The following is a 17148-nucleotide window of genomic DNA, read 5'->3' as shown; positions in this document are numbered from 1 at the left end:
CGGCCCGATGGTCGCACGCGCGGCACGTTCAATCGTGCCCGGCGGAGGATTTGTTGGTGGCAGGCCTGCTGATTCACTCCCTCGCGGAATTTTCCGATCTGGTCCTCGAGGGACTCAGGCTCGCGGATGCGCGCGAGATCGTCGAGATCGGCTCGGAATATGGTGGCATGTCGCCTTTCCTTGCCGCGCATTGTCGTGAGCGCGGCGGACACCTCACCGCCGTCGATCCCGCGCCGAAGCACGAATTCATGGAGTGGCTGAAGATCAGCCCGGACGTTCGCCATCTCGCAAAAACGAGCCTGGAGGCGTTCGCCGATATTGACGAGGCCGATGCCTGGGTCGTCGATGGCGATCACAACTGGTACACGGTCTACAACGAGCTCGGCCACATCGATACGATCAGCCGTCGCGCCGGCAAGCCGCTTCTGGTCTTCGTGCACGACATCGGCTGGCCGTGTGGTCGGCGCGATTTCTACTATGCGCCCGAGCGAATTCCACCCGAGTATCGCCATGCCTACAGCTTTGACGCCGGTGCGGTTCCCGGTCAGGCAGCCCTGGTCGATGGGCGTGGCTTTCGCGGCATGGGCCAGTTCGCGTTTGCCGAGGTCTCCGGCGGTGCGCGCAACGGCGTGATGACGGCGATCGACGACTTTCTGGCCGACGCGCTCAGGGGCGGCCGCGAGCTCGGCTTTGCCGAGATCCCGGCCGTATTCGGGCTCGGCGTGATCTTCGATCTGGACGCGCCCTGGAGCGCGCCGCTCGCCGATCTCCTGTTGCCGTATCATCAGAACAAGCTCATTGGCGCGCTCGAGGCCAATCGCCTGCGCAACTATCTTCGCGTGCTCGATCTCCAGGATGAGGCGGCCGCGCGAACCGGCTCACTCTGACCGCAGCGCCGACATGGTCCCCGTGATCCGAGTGCGGGCCTCGCGGTCCGCGAAACCGGCCAAAATGGGGCATCCAAGCGGGAAATTACCTCGTTTGGAGGTCGCACCGGGCTTGTCCCGATCCGTCCGGTCTTGCATGAAGTGGAGGAGATTCGCCGCTGGCCGGCCACGACGGGGGTAATGCCGCGGCCGCAGCCGGACTAGACAGAGATACAGCCATGAGACTGCCGCGCGAGATCGGACCCATCCACTTCGTCGGGATCGGCGGGATCGGCATGAGCGGCATCGCCGAGGTGCTGGTCAATCTTGGCTATGCCGTGCAGGGCTCGGACGCCTCCGACAACTACAATCTCGACCGTCTGCGCAAGAAGGGCGCGAAGGTTTCGGTCGGCCACAAGGCCGAGAATGTCGATGGGGCCGAGGTCGTGGTCGTGTCCTCCGCGATCAAGCGCGACAATCCGGAATTGATGGCGGCGCGCGAGAGGCGCATTCCCGTGGTGCGCCGCGCCGAAATGCTGGCCGAGCTGATGCGGCTGAAGAGCTGCGTCGCCATCGCCGGCACCCACGGCAAGACCACGACGACCACGATGGTCGCAACGCTGCTCGACGCCGGCGGGCTCGATCCCACCGTGATCAACGGCGGCATCATCAATGCCTACGGCTCCAACGCGCGGCTGGGGGCCGGCGACTGGATGGTGGTGGAGGCCGACGAGAGCGACGGCACCTTCCTGAAGCTGCCGACCGATGTCGCGATCGTCACCAATGTCGACCCCGAGCATCTCGACCACTTCAAGACCTTCGAGGCCGTGCAGGACGCCTTCCGCCATTTCGTCGAGAACCTGCCGTTCTACGGCTTTGCCGTGATGTGCATCGATCATCCGGTGGTGCAGAGCCTCGTCGGCAAGATCGAGGACCGCCGCATCATCACCTACGGGGAAAATCCGCAGGCCGATGCGCGCCTGGTCGATCTCACCGCGGGCGGCGGCGGCTCGAAGTTCAAGGTCGTGATCCGCAACCGCAAGGCCGGCACCACGCACGAGATCGCCGACCTCGCGCTACCGATGCCGGGCCGGCACAACGCCTCCAACGCGACGGCGGCGATTGCGGTCGCTCACGCGCTCGGTGTGTCCGACGACAAGATCCGCAGCGCCATCGCAGGTTTCGGTGGCGTCAAGCGCCGCTTCACCAAGACCGGCGAATGGAACGGCGTCACCATCATCGACGATTACGGCCATCACCCCGTGGAGATCGCGGCGGTGCTGAAAGCGGCGCGCGATTCCTACACCGGCAAGGTCATCGCCGTGGTGCAGCCGCACCGCTACACCCGCCTGCAATCCCTGTTCGAGGAATTCTGCACCTGCTTCAACGATGCCGATGCGGTGATCGTCGCCGATGTCTATTCCGCAGGCGAAGCGCCGATCGAGGGAATCGACCGCGATCACTTCGTCGCCGGCCTGCGTGCCCACGGCCATCGCGAGGTGATCCCGCTGCCGGCGGCATCGGAGCTGGCGGGCATCGTCAAGGGGCTCGCGAAGCCCGGCGATCTCGTCGTGTGCCTCGGGGCCGGCAACATCACACAATGGGCGTATGCATTGCCGGACCAGTTGAAGGCGCTGGGGTGAGCATGCGCTTGTGCAGCTCCTATGCCGCCACGCGGCACACTGCGTTCCCTCCCCCCTTGTGGGGCAGGGTGGGGGAGAGGGGTAGCCACAAACTCCGTTCTCGCTTGGGGCTACCCCCCTCCCTGACCCACAAGGGGGGAGGGAACGGAAGCAGCTTGCCTACCTCACTCTCGGAGGCGGCATGAGCTTCCCCGACATCACGCCCGCTCTCAAAGCCGCGATGCCAGACTTGCGCGGCCGGCTGCTGGCGAACCAGTCGCTGGCCGAGCTCACCTGGTTTCGCGTCGGCGGCCCGGCGCAAGCGCTGTTCACGCCCGCGGACGAGGATGATCTCGCCTATTTCCTCGCGCATCTCGCCAGCGACATTCCGGTCTACGTCGTCGGCGTCGGCTCCAACCTGATCGTGCGCGATGGCGGCATTGCGGGCGTCGTGATCCGCCTTGCGCCGCGCGCCTTCGGCGAGGCCACCGCGAGCGGCGATGTCGTCACCGCCGGCGCGGCAGCGCTCGACAAGCGTGTGGCGGAGGTGGCGGCGTCCGCAAATATCGGCGGGCTCGAATTCTACTTCGGCATTCCCGGCACGATCGGCGGCGCGCTGCGCATGAATGCGGGCGCCAATGGCGGCGAGACCAAGGATGTGCTGATCGAGGCGAGGGGTGTGGGGCGCGACGGCACGAAGCACGTCTTCTCCAACGCCGACATGAAGTTCGTCTACCGCAACAGCGGCGTCGATGCCTCCATCATCTTCACCTCCGCCCGCTTTCGCGGCGCGATCAGGGATTCGGAAGCAATTCGCGCGCGCATGGCGGAGGTGCAAAGCCATCGCGAGACTGCGCAGCCGATCCGGGAAAAGACCGGGGGCTCGACCTTCAAGAACCCGCCGGGACACTCCGCCTGGAAGCTGATCGACGCCGCCGGGTGCCGCGGCTTGCGCGTTGGCGGCGCGCAGGTCTCCGAGATGCACTGCAATTTCCTGATCAACACCGGCGATGCCACCGCGCACGATATCGAGACGCTCGGCGAGACCGTGCGCGAACGGGTGAAGGCAAATTCCGGAATCGAGCTACACTGGGAAATCAAGCGGATCGGGATGTCCGCGTGAATGCCGTTCCGGGGCGGTGCGAAGCACCGAACCCGGAACCTCGAGATTCCGGGTTCGCGCTTTGCGCGCCCCGGAATGACAAAGAAACAGAGGCAGCGAATGCGCATCACCATTCTTTTTGGCGGCTCCAATCGGGAGCGTCTGGTTTCGGTCGCCTCGGCCCAGGCCCTGCATCAGGCATTGCCCGAGGCCGATCTCTGGTGGTGGGACGTCGAGGACAAGGTGCATGTCGTCCAGTCCCGGCAACTGCTCGAACATGCCCGCCCATTCGAGGACGAGTTCAAGCCGGGCACATCGGGCATTCCGCTGGAGCAGGCGCTCGACCAGGCCAAGGCCGAAGGGCGGGTGCTGGTGCTCGGCCTGCATGGCGGACGGGCCGAGAACGGCGAATTGCAGGTGATGTGCGAGGTGCGCGGCGTGCCCTTCACCGGCTCGGGCTCGGCCTCCTCGCACCTCGCCTTCGACAAGCTCGCGGCCAAGCGATTCGCCGCGCTCGGCGGCGTGACGCCGCCGTCGAACGTTGCGCTTGATAAGATCGACGAGGCCTTCGCCGAATACGGACGGCTGATCGCGAAGCCGGCGCGCGACGGCTCGAGCTATGGGCTGATCTTCGTCAACGCCAAGCAGGACCTCGTCGCCGTCCGCAATGCGGCCAAGCACGAAGAGTACGTGATCGAGCCCTATATCGCCGGCGTCGAGGCGACCTGCGGCGTGCTGGAGCGCACCGATGGCTCGATCATCTCGCTGCCGCCGATCGAGATCATCCCGGGCGAGGGCAATTTCGACTACGCCGCGAAATATCTCCTGAAGTCGACCCAGGAGATCTGTCCCGGCCGCTTCGCACCCGAGATCACCGCCGCGCTCGAGGAGCAGGCGATGCTGGCGCATCGCGCGATGTCCTGCACCGGCTATTCCCGCTCGGACTTCATCGTCTCGGACAAGGGCCTCGTCTATCTCGAAACCAACACGCTCCCCGGGCTGACCAAGTCCTCGCTCTACCCCAAGGCGCTGAAAGCTGCAGGGATCGAGTTCGTCGACTTCCTGCGCGGCCTGGTCGAGCTCGCCGGGCAGCGCGTGCGGAAATAGTCGGGACTGGTTAACGGCCGGATCGGCGAAATCGCCCGGTTTGGCGGCCAAAACCGGTAAAATGCCGGACATCGCGCCACAAATGCCGGATATCGCGGGGCAAAATGCGCATGTCGTTAACGAATTTTACCTTTTGTTTACCAGGACGTCCGAAGGTTAACGCTGGCGGCGCATATGGCGCTTTGGCTGCCGGCGCGTGAGCTGTCGCGGGTGATGTCACCTCCAGCGAACGCTTTGAAGGGGAGAGGTTTTCTTCTGCTGAAGACCAGCACCCGGCCCGGCAGGTCCGAGACGTCATGTTCGCCAGGATCCGCGCGCTGTCGCGGGGAAACTGTTGACGAGCTCGTGCAATGGATGGAGCAGGAAGCCTCACCCGATCGCTTTTCAGATCGCTGAGGCCCCAAGCTGACCTGAAGGCGGCCGCGATTGGAGCGGTCGTGCTTTTGCGCGAGTGGGTGCAGGACAAGCGCCAGGAAAGACTCCAGGCCGCGCGCGCCGCCGCCAAGGACAAGATCAAGAGCAGGGCCAAGGCCGTCGTCGAGCGTGAGCCGACACCGCGCGTCGTTGCGCTGGTCGAGCGCTATCTGCCGCACCGGGTCGGACTCGGCATGACCGTGCTGCTGCTGATCGGGAGCTGCGGCTTCGGCATCGTCAAGGGCGGCCATCTCCAGGACTTCGTCACCGCGGTCAGCAACGCCCGCAACGCGCTGGCCAATTCCGCCGGCTTCCGCATCACCTCGGTCGTGATCAACGGCCGCAAGCAGCTCACCCAGGACGAGATCCTCGCCATCGGCGGCGTCAGCGGCCGCTCCTCGCTGCTGTTCCTCGACGCCGAAGCGGTGCGCGACAAGCTCAAGGCCAATCCCTGGATCGCGGATGCGACCGTGCTGAAGCTCTATCCGGGCCAGCTCATGATCGAGCTCACCGAGCGCAAGGCGTTCGCGCTGTGGCAGGAGGCCGGCCGGCTCTCCGTCATCGCCGATGACGGCGCCGTGCTCGAACCCTACGTCTCGCGCCGCTTCCTGTCGCTGCCGCTCGTGGTCGGCAAGGGGGCCGACACGCAGGCGCGCGATTTCCTGGCGCTGCTGGCGCGCTATCCGCAGGTCAATTCGGTGACGAAAGCCGCGATCTTCGTTGGCGAGCGGCGCTGGAACCTGAGGCTCAAGGACGGCCTCGACATCCGCCTGCCCGAGCAGGACGTCGGCAACGCGCTTGCGATGCTGTCGAAGCTCGACAAGGACGACAGGCTGTTCTCCCGCGATATCGTCGCCGTCGACATGCGCCTGCCCGATCGGCTGGTGGTGCAGCTGTCGGAGGACGCCGCCAAGGCGCGTGAGGATCAGTTCAAGGACAAGAAGAAAAAGAAGGCCGGGGATTCCGCATGACCGGTCTCGATCGCACCCAGACGCCGAAGACGCGCCCGATGCCGCACAAGCGCGGCGGCATCGTCGCCTGCCTCGACATCGGCACCAGCAAGTTCGCCTGCATGATCGCGCGGCTGAAGCCGTCGCCGCCGAGCGATGCGCTGCGCGGCCGCACCCACGCCGTGGAACTGATCGGCTACAGCCAGATCCAGGCGCGCGGCATGAAGGCCGGCGCGGTGATCGATCTCGGCGAATGCGAGCAGGCGGTGCGCCAGGCGGTCGGGCTCGCGGAGAAGATGGCCAAGGTGCGGGTCGAGTCGGTGCTGCTGTCGGTCTCCGGCGGCCGCCTCTCCGGCCAGCTGGTCGAAGCCGCCGCGGACATCCGTGGCGGCGCCGTGACGCCGGCCGATGTCAGCCGTGTTACCTCCACCGGCATGCGCCACGCCACCGGCGAGGGCCGCACCGTGCTGCACGCGCTGCCGGTCGGCTACACGCTCGACGGCGTCAAGGGCATCCGCGATCCCCGCGGCATGGTCGCGCACCAGTTCGGCGTCGACATGAACGTCGTCACCTGCGACGCCACCGTGGCGCGGAACCTGATGCTGGCGGTGGAACGCTGCCACATCAATGTCGAAGCCATGGCGGCGAGCCCCTACGTGGCCGGCCTGTCGGTGCTGACCGACGACGAGGCCGATCTCGGCGCCGCCGTCGTCGAGATGGGCGCGGGCACCACCACGATCGCGGTCTATGCCGGCGGCCGTTTCGTGCATGCGGCGGGTTTTGCGGTCGGCGGGCAACACATCACGATGGATCTCGCGCGCGGACTCTCCGCGACCATTGCCGATGCCGAGCGAATCAAGACGTTATACGGGACCGTCATCACCGGCGGATCGGACTCGCGTGAGCTGATGTCTGTGCCGACGGCCGGTGACGAGCAGGATCTGCCGCAGATCGTCTCCCGCGCCACCATCGCGAACATCGTCAAGCACCGCGCCGAGGAAGTCTTCGAAATGGTTCGGGACAAGCTGAAGGATTCGCCCTTCGCCTCAGAGCCCAACGGCCGCGTCGTGCTGTCGGGCGGCGCCTCGCAGCTCACAGGCCTCGTCGAGCTCGGCACCCAGATTCTCGGCCGGCCCGTGCGGGTCGGTCGTCCGCTCGGTTTCGGCCGGCTGCCCAACGAGGCGAAGAACGCCGCGTTCGCGGTGCCGGCCGGACTCCTCGTCTACCCGCAATATGTTCACCTCGAACATGTCGAACCGCGGCATACGCGGCAGCAGGTCAGGACAGGGACCGGCGGATATTTCGGAAAGGTCGGACGATGGCTACGCGAGGGCTTCTGATGACGGCTTTCCGCAATCTTCGATTTTCACCAACTCCCGCGGCCGCCGGCCGGGGCGAACCCACGCGCGCGTGATCGAGAGGCAACCATGACCATCAGCATCAATGTTCCTGATATTCACGAACTGAAGCCCCGGATCACCGTGTTCGGCGTCGGCGGCGCCGGTGGCAACGCCGTCAACAACATGATCACGGCGGGCCTCCAGGGCGTCGATTTCGTGGTCGCCAACACCGACGCGCAGGCGCTGACGATGTCGAAGGCGCAGCGCATCGTGCAGATGGGCACGGCGGTCACGCAAGGCCTCGGCGCCGGCTCGCAGCCGAACGTCGGCGCCGCGGCGGCGGAAGAGGTGATCGACGAGCTGCGCGACCATCTCTCGGGCGCCAACATGGTGTTCGTCACCGCCGGCATGGGCGGCGGCACCGGCACCGGCGCCGCTCCCGTGATCGCCAAGACCGCGCGCGACATGGGCATCCTCACCGTCGGCGTCGTGACCAAGCCGTTCCACTTCGAGGGCGGCCGCCGCATGCGCACGGCCGAGGCCGGCATCGCCGAGCTGCACAAGGTCGTGGACACGCTCCTGATCATCCCGAACCAGAATCTGTTCCGGGTCGCCAACGAGAAGACCACCTTCGCCGACGCCTTCGCCATGGCCGACCAGGTGCTCTATTCGGGCGTCGCCTGCATCACCGACCTGATGGTCAAGGAAGGCCTGATCAACCTCGACTTCGCCGACGTCCGCGCCGTCATGCGCGAGATGGGCAAGGCGATGATGGGCACCGGCGAAGCCTCCGGCGACAAGCGCGCGCTGACCGCCGCGGAAGCTGCGATCGCCAACCCGCTGATCGACGATAGCTCGATGAAGGGCGCCAAGGGCCTCCTCATCTCCATCACCGGCGGCAAGGACCTCACTCTGTTCGAGGTCGACGAGGCCGCGACCCGCATCCGCGAGGAAGTGGACCAGGACGCCAACATCATCGTCGGCGCGACCTTCGACGAAGCCCTCGACGGCCTGATCCGCGTCTCGGTGGTCGCCACCGGCATCGAGCAGGCCGCGATCGCCCGCAACAGCCAGGCGACCTCCGCGCCCGTTGCAAACCCGGCACCGCAGGCGCAGCAGGCTGCCGCACCTGCCGCCGTTGCCGAGAGCCGTCTCGCCGACCTGACCGCGCGGCTCCGTGCCGACAACCAGCGCCTGGCCGAACGCGCCCAGAAGCTGGAAACGCAGAGCCCGGCCGCGCCGGCTCCGGGTGCTGCCGCGCCCCGTCCCAACGTCGAGCGTGCTGCGCTCGCCGCCATCGCCGCTGCCGTTGCCGAAGCCCCGCAGGCGCCGGCGCCGACGCAGACCTATGGCGACGTCACCGTGCGCCCGATCGCGCAGAAACCGACCCTGTTTCCGGAGCCTGACATGGCCCCGGTCGCGATGCAGGAGCCGATGACGCCCGAAAACTTCATTCCGCCGCAGGCGGAACGTCCGCCGGTCCGCGCGCCGCGGATGCCGCGCATCGAGGAACTGCCGATGCCGGCCCAGGCCGAGATTCGTCAGGCCCGCGGTGAGGTCGAGGAAGAGACCCCGCAGAAGACCCGCCTGTCGCTGCTGCAGCGCCTCGCCAATGTCGGCCTCGGCCGTCGCGACGAGGAGAGCGAGCCGCCTGTCGCCGCCCGCACCGCCGGTCCCGCCATGCCGCCGCTGCCCGAGCGTCGCCCGCAGAAGACCGTGGCGCAGCAGATCGCATCCAGCGAGCCGGTATCGGAGTATGCCCGTCGTCCCGCGCCGCAGGGCCTGGACATGCACGGCCGCCCCGCGCCTGTTGCGCCGGCGCCACAGGGCGACGATCATCTTGATATCCCGGCCTTCCTGCGGCGGCAGGCGACCTGAGGATTGTTACAATAAGGCAGACGGAAAAAGGTCCCGGCAGCAAGCTTGCCGGGACCTTTCCTTTTCTCCCGCCCAGACCCCGATTTTTCTACCAAGCAACTGATTTTAAATCATTAATTACACATTCGGTGGTTCAGTAAAACTGCCGATAACCGCCTCAAGCCTGGGCTCAATTTGGTTAAGCCTTGGCGCGAATACGGCGGGTTTGGGGTAACAATCGGTAAAAAAGCGTGAGTTGGCGCTGTTTGAGGCAGTGACTATGGTTTGCCGTGACTTGGGGATACGGATTCGCGGGGCGTCGGCACTGGCCGGCGAAGCGGGTTTGTATAAGTCGCGATGGTCGTAGTGGGGCGGTTCCTGATGAAACTCAACCGGCAAACAACGCTTCGTGCGCAAGCCTCTGTGGCAGGCGTAGGCGTTCATTCCGGTCTTCCCGTCACTCTCACCCTTGGGCCTGCGCCTGTCGACGCAGGTTTTATTTTTGTCCGTACGGGCCTCGAGGGAAGTGACCGTGAAGTTCAGGCGACCGCCGAGCAGGTGGTGGCAACCGACCTCGCTACCGTTCTCGGCGACCGCAGCGGGCCGCTGGTATCCACCGCCGAGCACGTGCTTGCCGCACTGCGGGGCATGGGCGTCGACAACGCCACCATCGAGATCGATGGTCCCGAAGTGCCGATCATGGACGGCAGCGCCGCCGCCTTCATTGCGGCGATCGAGCAGGCCGGCATCGTCAGCCAGCCGGCGCAGCGCCGCCTCATTCAGGTTTTGAAGCCGATCTCGGTCAAGGTCGGCGACTCCTTCGGCGAGATCAGGCCGCACGCCAGCGGGTTCCGCGTCGAGGTCGAGATCGACTTCACCAATCCCGTCATCGGCCAGCAGAGCTACGTCTTCGACCTCAACCCTGAGGGTTTCCGCCGCGAAATCGGCCGGGCCCGGACGTTCGGTCTGATGTGCGACGTCGCGCGGCTCTGGAGCGCGGGCTATGCCCTCGGCGCTTCCTTCGACAATACCGTCGTGTTCGACGATGAGCGGCTGCTCAATCCCGAGGGCCTGCGCTACGCCGACGAATGCGCCCGCCACAAGGTGCTCGACGTGATCGGCGACCTCTCGCTGGCCGGCCTGCCGCTGCTTGGCGCCTACCGCTCGGTGCGTGGCGGCCACAAGCTCAACCACGCTGTCCTGACCGCGCTGCTCGCCGACCGTACCGCCTGGCGCGTGGTCGAAGGCGAGGCTGCCCGCCGTACCGCGCGTCCCGTGGGCGAAGTCGGTCGCGGCATCGTCGGTGGCCGGGTTGCCGCGGCGTTCGGACCGGACGTGTCCTGAAAGAGACCCGTCGCCTCGGCGTTTGGTTGGCGGCTTCCTCCCCCCGGGAAACTCCTGGTAACCAAGATCGGCTAGGATTGCGGCACGTTCGCCTTAATCCGGGCGAAATGCCTGCCTATCCGGTGGTTTACGATCGTTTGTCGGATACATTGGCGTGGTCGCATGGCAGGCACCACGGTTACAACTCGCGCCCAGGACGGGGTTCGTGGGCTGGCGGACACCGCATCACAGGGCGTCAGGGCTTAAACTCATGTCGGCACAGCGTATGACGCGCGGATATTTCTCGGCCTCGTCGCGAGCCCGTGGGCTGCTGCAGGCCGTCACCTTCATCATGTTCGCCCTGCCGCTCGCCGGCTGCGGCACGGGCTCGCTCTGGGACAAGTTCACTGCCAAGGACGACACCTTCGTCGAGGAGCCCGCCGACAAGATCTACAATGAGGGCCTGTACCTCATGAACGAGAAGAAGGACATGAAGGCGGCGACCAAGAAGTTCGAAGAGGTCGACCGCCAGCATCCTTATTCCGACTGGGCCCGCAAATCGCTGCTGATGTCGGCCTATGCGTCCTATCAGGGCGGCGACTATGACGGCTGCATCGGCGCTGCCACCCGCTACGTCACGCTGCATCCGGGCAGCCCGGACGCTGCCTATGCGCAATATCTGATCGCCGCCTCCCATTACGACCAGATCCCGGACATCAGCCGCGACCAGGCTCGCACCGAGAAGGCGATCGCCGCTCTGGAAGAGGTGGTGCGCAAATATCCGACTTCCGAATATGCGACTTCGGCCAAGGCCAAGATCGAGGGCGCGCGCGACCAGCTCGCCGGCAAGGAAATGAACGTCGGCCGCTACTACGCGCAGAAGCGCGACTACACCGCCGCGATCAACCGCTACAAGACCGTCGTCACGCAGTACCAGACCACCCGCCATGTCGAGGAGGCGCTGTTCCGGCTCACCGAGGCCTATATGGCGATCGGCATCGTCGGCGAGGCGCAGACCGCGGCGGCCGTGCTTGGGCACAATTTTCCTGACAGCCGCTGGTACAAGGACGCCTATAATCTTGTAAAATCCGGCGGTCTCGAGCCGAGCGAGAATCAGGGGTCCTGGATCAGCCGGACCTTCAAGAAGATGGGTCTCGGCTAGGAAATTTGGTTCCATGCTGGCGCGTCTGTCGATCCGTGACATCGTCCTGATCGAACGGCTCGATATCGAATTCGCCTCGGGCCTCGCGGTTTTGACCGGCGAGACCGGTGCGGGCAAATCCATCCTGCTCGATGCCTTTGCACTGGCGCTCGGTGGCCGGGGCGATGCCGGCCTCGTGCGCCACGGCGCGGAGCAGGGGCAGGTCACCGCCGTATTCGATATCCCGAAGAATCACCCCGCGGCGAAGATCCTCGCCGAGAACGGCCTCGACGATACCGGGGAGATGATTCTCCGTCGGGTGCAGCTCGCCGACGGTCGCACCCGCGCCTTCATCAACGACCAGTCGATCAGCGTGCAGACGCTGAAGGCGGTCGGTGCCGCCCTGGTCGAGATCCACGGCCAGCACGACGAGCGCGCGCTGGTCGATGCCGCCACCCACCGCCGCCTGCTCGATGCTTTTGCCGGCCTGGAAAAGGACGTCGCGGCGGTCGAATCGCTCTGGGACGCGCGCCGCACCGCCAATACCGCGCTGGAGGAGCATCGCGCCGCCATGGAGAGCGCCGCGCGCGAGGCCGATTATCTCCGCCATGCCTCCGAAGAGCTGAAGCAGCTCGCGCCCAAGGAAGGCGAGGAGACCGCGCTGGCCTCGCGCCGCACCACCATGATGCAGGGCGAGAAGATCGCCTCCGACCTGCGCGAGGCGCAGGAGGCGGTCGGCGGCAATCATTCGCCGGTCGCTACGCTGTCGGCGGCGGTGCGCCGGCTGGAGCGCCGCGGCGTCAACTCGCCGGCGCTGGTCGAGCCTGCGGTGAAGGCGATCGACGCTGCGATCAACGCGCTGGAGGAAGCCGATCAGCATCTCCAGGCGGCGCTGGCGGCGACCGATTTCGATCCGGCCGAGCTCGAACGCATCGAGGAACGGCTGTTCGCCCTTCGCGCCGCCTCGCGCAAATATTCGACGCCGGTCGACGGCCTCGCCGCGCTGGCCGCCAAATATGCCGCCGACGTCGTGCTGATCGATGCCGGTGCCTCGCGGCTCAAGAAGCTGGAGCAGGCCGCGATCGAGGCAGACGGCCGCTATGCCGCCGCCGCCAAGAAGCTGTCGCTGGCGCGGCAGAAATCGGCGGAGAAGCTCAACAAGGCCGTCAATGCCGAGCTCGCGCCGCTCAAGCTCGAACGGGCCAAGTTCATGACCCAGGTCGAGACCGATGAGGCCGCACCCGGTCCGCAAGGCTTCGACCGTGTCGAGTTCTGGGTCCAGACCAATCCGGGCACCAAGCCGGGTCCGCTGATGAAGGTCGCCTCCGGCGGCGAGCTGTCGCGCTTCCTCCTTGCGCTCAAGGTCGTGCTGTCCGACCGCGGTTCGGCGCCGACCCTGGTGTTCGACGAGATCGACACCGGCGTCGGCGGTGCGGTCGCGGACGCCATCGGCGGGCGCCTCGCGCGCCTTGCCGGCAAGGTCCAGGTCATGGCCGTGACCCACGCCCCACAGGTCGCCGCCCGCGCCGACCAGCACCTCCTGATCTCCAAGGACGCCCTGGACAAGGGCAAGCGCGTCGCCACCCGCGTCAATGCGCTCGCCGCCGACCACCGCCGCGAGGAGATCGCGCGCATGCTCGCGGGCGCCGAGATCACGGCGGAGGCGAGGGCCGCTGCGGAACGGCTGCTCAAGGCGGCGACGGCTTAAGCCGTGTCCCGGACGCGCATAGCGCGAGCCGGGACCCAGAATGCCGCCCCGTGGGCCCCGGCTCTGCAGCGCACCGCTGAAGAAGCGCTGCGCTGCGTCCGGGGCACGAGAGTTCTACTGACTTTACCCTTCCGCCCGCTCCGTCGTATCCAAGCACCATGGCCAGAGCAGCAAGATCCAAAGCAACACCGCTTCGCGACGTCGCCGACCTCACCAAGGCGCAGGCCAAGGTCGAGCACATGCGGCTCGCGCTCGAGATCGAGGGGCACAACGAGCGCTACTATCAAGAGGACGCGCCCACCGTCACCGATGCCGAGTACGACGCGCTGCGCCAACGCTTCAACGCGATCGAGAAGCGCTTTCCCGAGTTCGTCACCGCGGACTCGCCCTCGCAGAAGGTCGGCGCGGCGCCGTCGGGCCGCTTCAGGAAGGTCCGGCATGCCGTTCCCATGCTGTCGCTCGACAACGCCTTTGCCGAGGAGGACGTGCGCGACTTCGTCGGCCGCATCGTGCGATTCCTGAAGCTCGACGACGACAAGGTCGATTTCTCCGCCGAGCCGAAGATCGACGGGCTCTCGATGTCGCTGCGCTACGAGGGTGGCGAACTCGTCACCGCCGCAACGCGCGGCGACGGCGCGGTCGGCGAGGACGTCACCGCCAACATCCGCACCCTCGAAGACGTGCCGCAGACGCTGAAGGGCCGCAACGTCCCCGACATCTGCGAGGTGCGTGGCGAGGTCTACATGACCAAGAAGGCCTTCCTGGCGCTCAACGAAAGGCAGAAGGCCGAAGGCGGCACCATTTTCGCCAATCCGCGCAATTCGGCCGCGGGCTCGCTCCGGCAGAAGGACCCGACCATCACCGCCTCGCGCCCGCTCGGCTTCTTCGCCTACGCGTGGGGGCAGATGAGCGCGATGCCGGAAGAGACGCAGAGCGGCATGATCGCCTGGTTCGAGCGCTGCGGCTTCAAGACCAATCCACTGACCAGGCTCTGTCACTCCGTCGAGGAATTGCTCGCCTTCCATCATGCGATCGAGGAGCAGCGCGCTCGGCTCGACTACGACATCGACGGTGTCGTCTACAAGGTCGATCGCATCGACTGGCAGGAGCGGCTCGGCTTCGTCTCACGCACGCCGCGCTGGGGCATCGCGCACAAATTCCCGGCCGAGCGCGCCATGACGGTGCTGCGCGACATCGAGATCCAGGTCGGCCGCACCGGCTCGTTCACGCCGGTCGGCAAACTCGAGCCGGTCGGCGTCGGCGGGGTGATCGTGCAGAACGTCACACTGCACAACGAAGACTACATCAAGGGCATCGGCAACAAGGGCGAGGTGCTGCGCGAGGGCCGTGACATCAGGATCGGCGACACCGTCGTGATCCAGCGCGCCGGCGACGTCATCCCGCAGGTGGTCGACGTCGTCCTCGACAAGCGGCCGAAGTCCGCCAGGGAATTCCACTTCCCGAAGAAGTGCCCGTGTCCGCTCCACACCGACGTCGTGCGCGAGGAGACGGCGACGGGCGAGGAGGGCTCGCGCGCCCGCTGCACCGGCGAATTCGCCTGTCCCTATCAGAAGATCGAGCATCTCAAGCTGTTCGTCTCGCGGCGCGCCTTCGACATCGACGGCCTCGGCGAGAAGCAGCTTCAGTATTTCTTCGACGAGGGGTGGGTGAAGGAGCCCGCCGACATCTTCACGCTGGAGAAGCGCAACGCGAAGCTCAAGCTCGAGGAGATCGAGGGCTATGGCACGACCTCGGTCCGCAATCTGTTCAGCGCCATCGAGAGCCGGCGCAGAATCGCGCTGGAACGCTTCATTTATGCGCTCGGCATGCGCCATGTCGGCGAGACCACGGCGCTGGCCCTGGCTCGTGGCTACGGCTCGTGGGAGGCCTTCCACGATGCCTGCCTCAAGGTCGCCAAGGGCGAGGAGGAGGCGATCGCGGAGATGGACGCGCTCGACCAGATCGGCGACACCGTGATCAAGAGCATCGCCGACTATTTCGGCGAGAGCCACAATCGCGGCATCGTCGAGCGGCTGACCAAGGAGGTCGAGATCGTCGACGCCGAGAAGCCGAAGAGCAATTCGGCCGTCGCCGGCAAGACCGTGGTGTTCACGGGCTCGCTGGAGAAGATGACGCGGGATGAAGCCAAGGCCACGGCAGAGCGTCTGGGGGCAAAGGTGTCGGGCTCGGTGTCGAAGAAGACCGATCTCGTCGTCGCCGGCCCCGGCGCGGGCTCGAAGCTCGCGGAAGCCAACAAGCACGGGGTCAAGGTGCTGACGGAAGACGAGTGGCTGAAGCTGATCGGGGAGTGAGGTCTCTCTCCGTCATTGCGAGGAGCGTAGCGACGAAGCAATCCAGAATCTTTCCGCAGTGACGGTCTGGATTGCTTCGCTCCGCTCGCAATGACGCGGGAGAGAGCACCGCCCCCCTACATCATTCCCGTCTCTTCCTCCTCGGCCTTCTCGATCAGTGTCTCGCTCACCATCACCTCGCGCCGAGGGACGACGAAGATCATCATGCAGGCGCAGAGCAGCGAAATTGCGAGGACCGCGGAGGTGAGCGGCAGAGTCGTTGCGGAATGGCCGCCGAGATAGGCGCCGAATTGCGACATCAGCGCGCCGATGCCTTGCTGGAGGAAGCCCATGGCGCCCGAGGCGGTGCCGGCGGCCTCCGGGCGGATGCTGATGGCGCCGGCGGCGGAATTCGCCATCACGAACGCATTGCCGGCCATCACGATCATCTGCGTGCCGAACAGCCAGGCGGGCGCCTCGTTCCAGCCGACAAGGCTCCAGAGCAGGTTCAACAGGCTGCCGCAGAGCTGCAGGGCGATCCCGAGCCAGATCAGTTTCTCCAGCGAGTGCCGCGGCGCAAAGCGCACGCAGAGCAGATTGCCGACGAGATAGGCAAAGCCCGTCGTCGCGAACCAGGCGCCGTATTCGGCGCTGGTGCGGCCCATCTGCGTCACCACGATGTAGGGGCCGCCGCCGGCGAAGGTGAAGATGATCTGCGAGGCCAGCACCTGGCACATGACATAGCCGACGAAGGCGCGATTGCGGATCAGCATGCCGACGTCGCCGCGGAAGCCGCTGCCGGCGGCGCGGCTGCGGCGCGTCTCGGGCAGCGCCACCGCGATACCCACGGCGACGACGATCGCGGCGATGGTGATGGCGTAGAAGATCGCGCGCCAGCCGAACGCGGTCTCGATCAGGCCCCCGGTGAGCGGCGATACCATCTGCCCGATCATCAGCGCGGCGATGACGAGGCTGATCATCGAGGCGACACGGTCGCGCTCGTAGATGTCCCGGATGATGGCGCGGCTGACCACCATGCCGGCGGCGCCGCCCAGCGCCTGGAAGAAGCGCGCGGCGATCAGTTGCGGCAGGTTCTGCGCGAAGATGCAGGCGATGCTGGCCGCGACCATCAGCGCCAGCCCTCCGAGCAGCACCGGGCGCCGTCCGAACCGGTCCGACAGCGGTCCCATGATCAGCTGCGACAGCGCGATGCCGACCATGTAGAGCGAGACCGTCATCTGAGCGATCGAGATGTCGCTGCCGAAATTCGTCGCCAGCACCGGCAGCGCCGGAACCAGCATGTAGAGCGAGATCGGCGCGATCCCGGTCATGACGACCAGCAGCAGCAACACGACGCGCGATGTCGCGATGCTGGTGGCCGCTCCCGGCGGCTTGCTGATCATGCCGTGCATGCGTGTCCGTCTCTC

The 17148-nt window shown here is 66.3% G+C and carries 12 protein-coding genes; 11 read left to right on the top strand and 1 reads right to left on the bottom strand.

Features of this window, described 5'->3' with window-relative positions; all coding sequences use genetic code 11:
- The first annotated feature begins 56 nt into the window (after nt 1–56).
- From FJV43_RS09450 to ligA, 11 genes are all read left to right on the top strand, one after another.
- Nucleotides 57–887 carry a class I SAM-dependent methyltransferase gene (locus FJV43_RS09450; RefSeq protein WP_239626431.1) on the top strand — a complete coding sequence of 277 codons (831 nt, stop codon included), beginning with the start codon at nt 57–59 and terminating at the stop codon, nt 885–887.
- 218 nt (nt 888–1105) lie between these two features.
- Nucleotides 1106–2509 (top strand): UDP-N-acetylmuramate--L-alanine ligase, encoded by a 1404-nt coding sequence (gene murC, locus FJV43_RS09445; protein ID WP_239626430.1) that lies wholly within the window; start codon nt 1106–1108, stop codon nt 2507–2509.
- 181 nt (nt 2510–2690) lie between these two features.
- The gene (murB, locus tag FJV43_RS09440) at nt 2691–3611 is read left to right on the top strand and encodes a UDP-N-acetylmuramate dehydrogenase (protein WP_239626428.1); all 921 of its coding nucleotides are present in this window, start codon (nt 2691–2693) and stop codon (nt 3609–3611) included.
- Nucleotides 3612–3710: 99 nt separating this feature from the next.
- On the top strand, nt 3711–4697 hold the full coding sequence (locus FJV43_RS09435; protein ID WP_239626427.1) for a D-alanine--D-alanine ligase: 987 nt from the start codon (nt 3711–3713) through the stop codon (nt 4695–4697).
- 350 nt (nt 4698–5047) lie between these two features.
- Nucleotides 5048–6082 carry a cell division protein FtsQ/DivIB gene (locus tag FJV43_RS09430; RefSeq protein ID WP_239626425.1) on the top strand — a complete coding sequence of 345 codons (1035 nt, stop codon included), beginning with the start codon at nt 5048–5050 and terminating at the stop codon, nt 6080–6082.
- A complete protein-coding gene (ftsA, locus tag FJV43_RS09425; RefSeq protein ID WP_239626423.1) occupies nt 6079–7401 on the top strand; it encodes a cell division protein FtsA in 1323 nt (440 codons plus the stop codon). The genes FJV43_RS09430 and ftsA overlap by 4 nt, the downstream gene beginning before the upstream one ends.
- 87 nt (nt 7402–7488) lie before the next feature.
- The gene (gene ftsZ, locus FJV43_RS09420) at nt 7489–9279 is read left to right on the top strand and encodes a cell division protein FtsZ (RefSeq protein WP_239626421.1); all 1791 of its coding nucleotides are present in this window, start codon (nt 7489–7491) and stop codon (nt 9277–9279) included.
- A 360-nt stretch (nt 9280–9639) separates the two neighbouring features.
- A complete protein-coding gene (lpxC, locus tag FJV43_RS09415) occupies nt 9640–10602 on the top strand; it encodes a UDP-3-O-acyl-N-acetylglucosamine deacetylase (protein ID WP_239626420.1) in 963 nt (320 codons plus the stop codon).
- 250 nt (nt 10603–10852) lie between these two features.
- Complete coding sequence (locus tag FJV43_RS09410) at nt 10853–11743, top strand: outer membrane protein assembly factor BamD (RefSeq protein ID WP_239626418.1); 891 nt, start codon at nt 10853–10855, stop codon at nt 11741–11743.
- A gap of 13 nt (nt 11744–11756) precedes the next feature.
- Entirely contained in the window at nt 11757–13430 is a 1674-nt protein-coding gene (recN, locus tag FJV43_RS09405) for a DNA repair protein RecN (protein ID WP_239626416.1), read from the top strand.
- A 158-nt stretch (nt 13431–13588) separates the two neighbouring features.
- The gene (ligA, locus tag FJV43_RS09400; protein ID WP_239626414.1) at nt 13589–15742 is read left to right on the top strand and encodes an NAD-dependent DNA ligase LigA; all 2154 of its coding nucleotides are present in this window, start codon (nt 13589–13591) and stop codon (nt 15740–15742) included.
- Nucleotides 15743–15858: 116 nt separating this feature from the next.
- Here the strand turns inward: ligA and FJV43_RS09395 are convergent, their stop codons facing one another.
- A complete protein-coding gene (locus FJV43_RS09395; protein ID WP_239626412.1) occupies nt 15859–17133 on the bottom strand; it encodes a multidrug effflux MFS transporter in 1275 nt (424 codons plus the stop codon).
- Nucleotides 17134–17148: the final 15 nt, after the last annotated feature.

It is taken from the genome of Bradyrhizobium sp. I71 (genome assembly GCF_022354745.1).
Classification (GTDB): domain Bacteria; phylum Pseudomonadota; class Alphaproteobacteria; order Rhizobiales; family Xanthobacteraceae; genus Bradyrhizobium; species Bradyrhizobium liaoningense.
The sequence above is the reverse complement of the archived record's forward strand: the minus strand, read 5'-3'. Positions and strand labels throughout refer to the sequence as shown.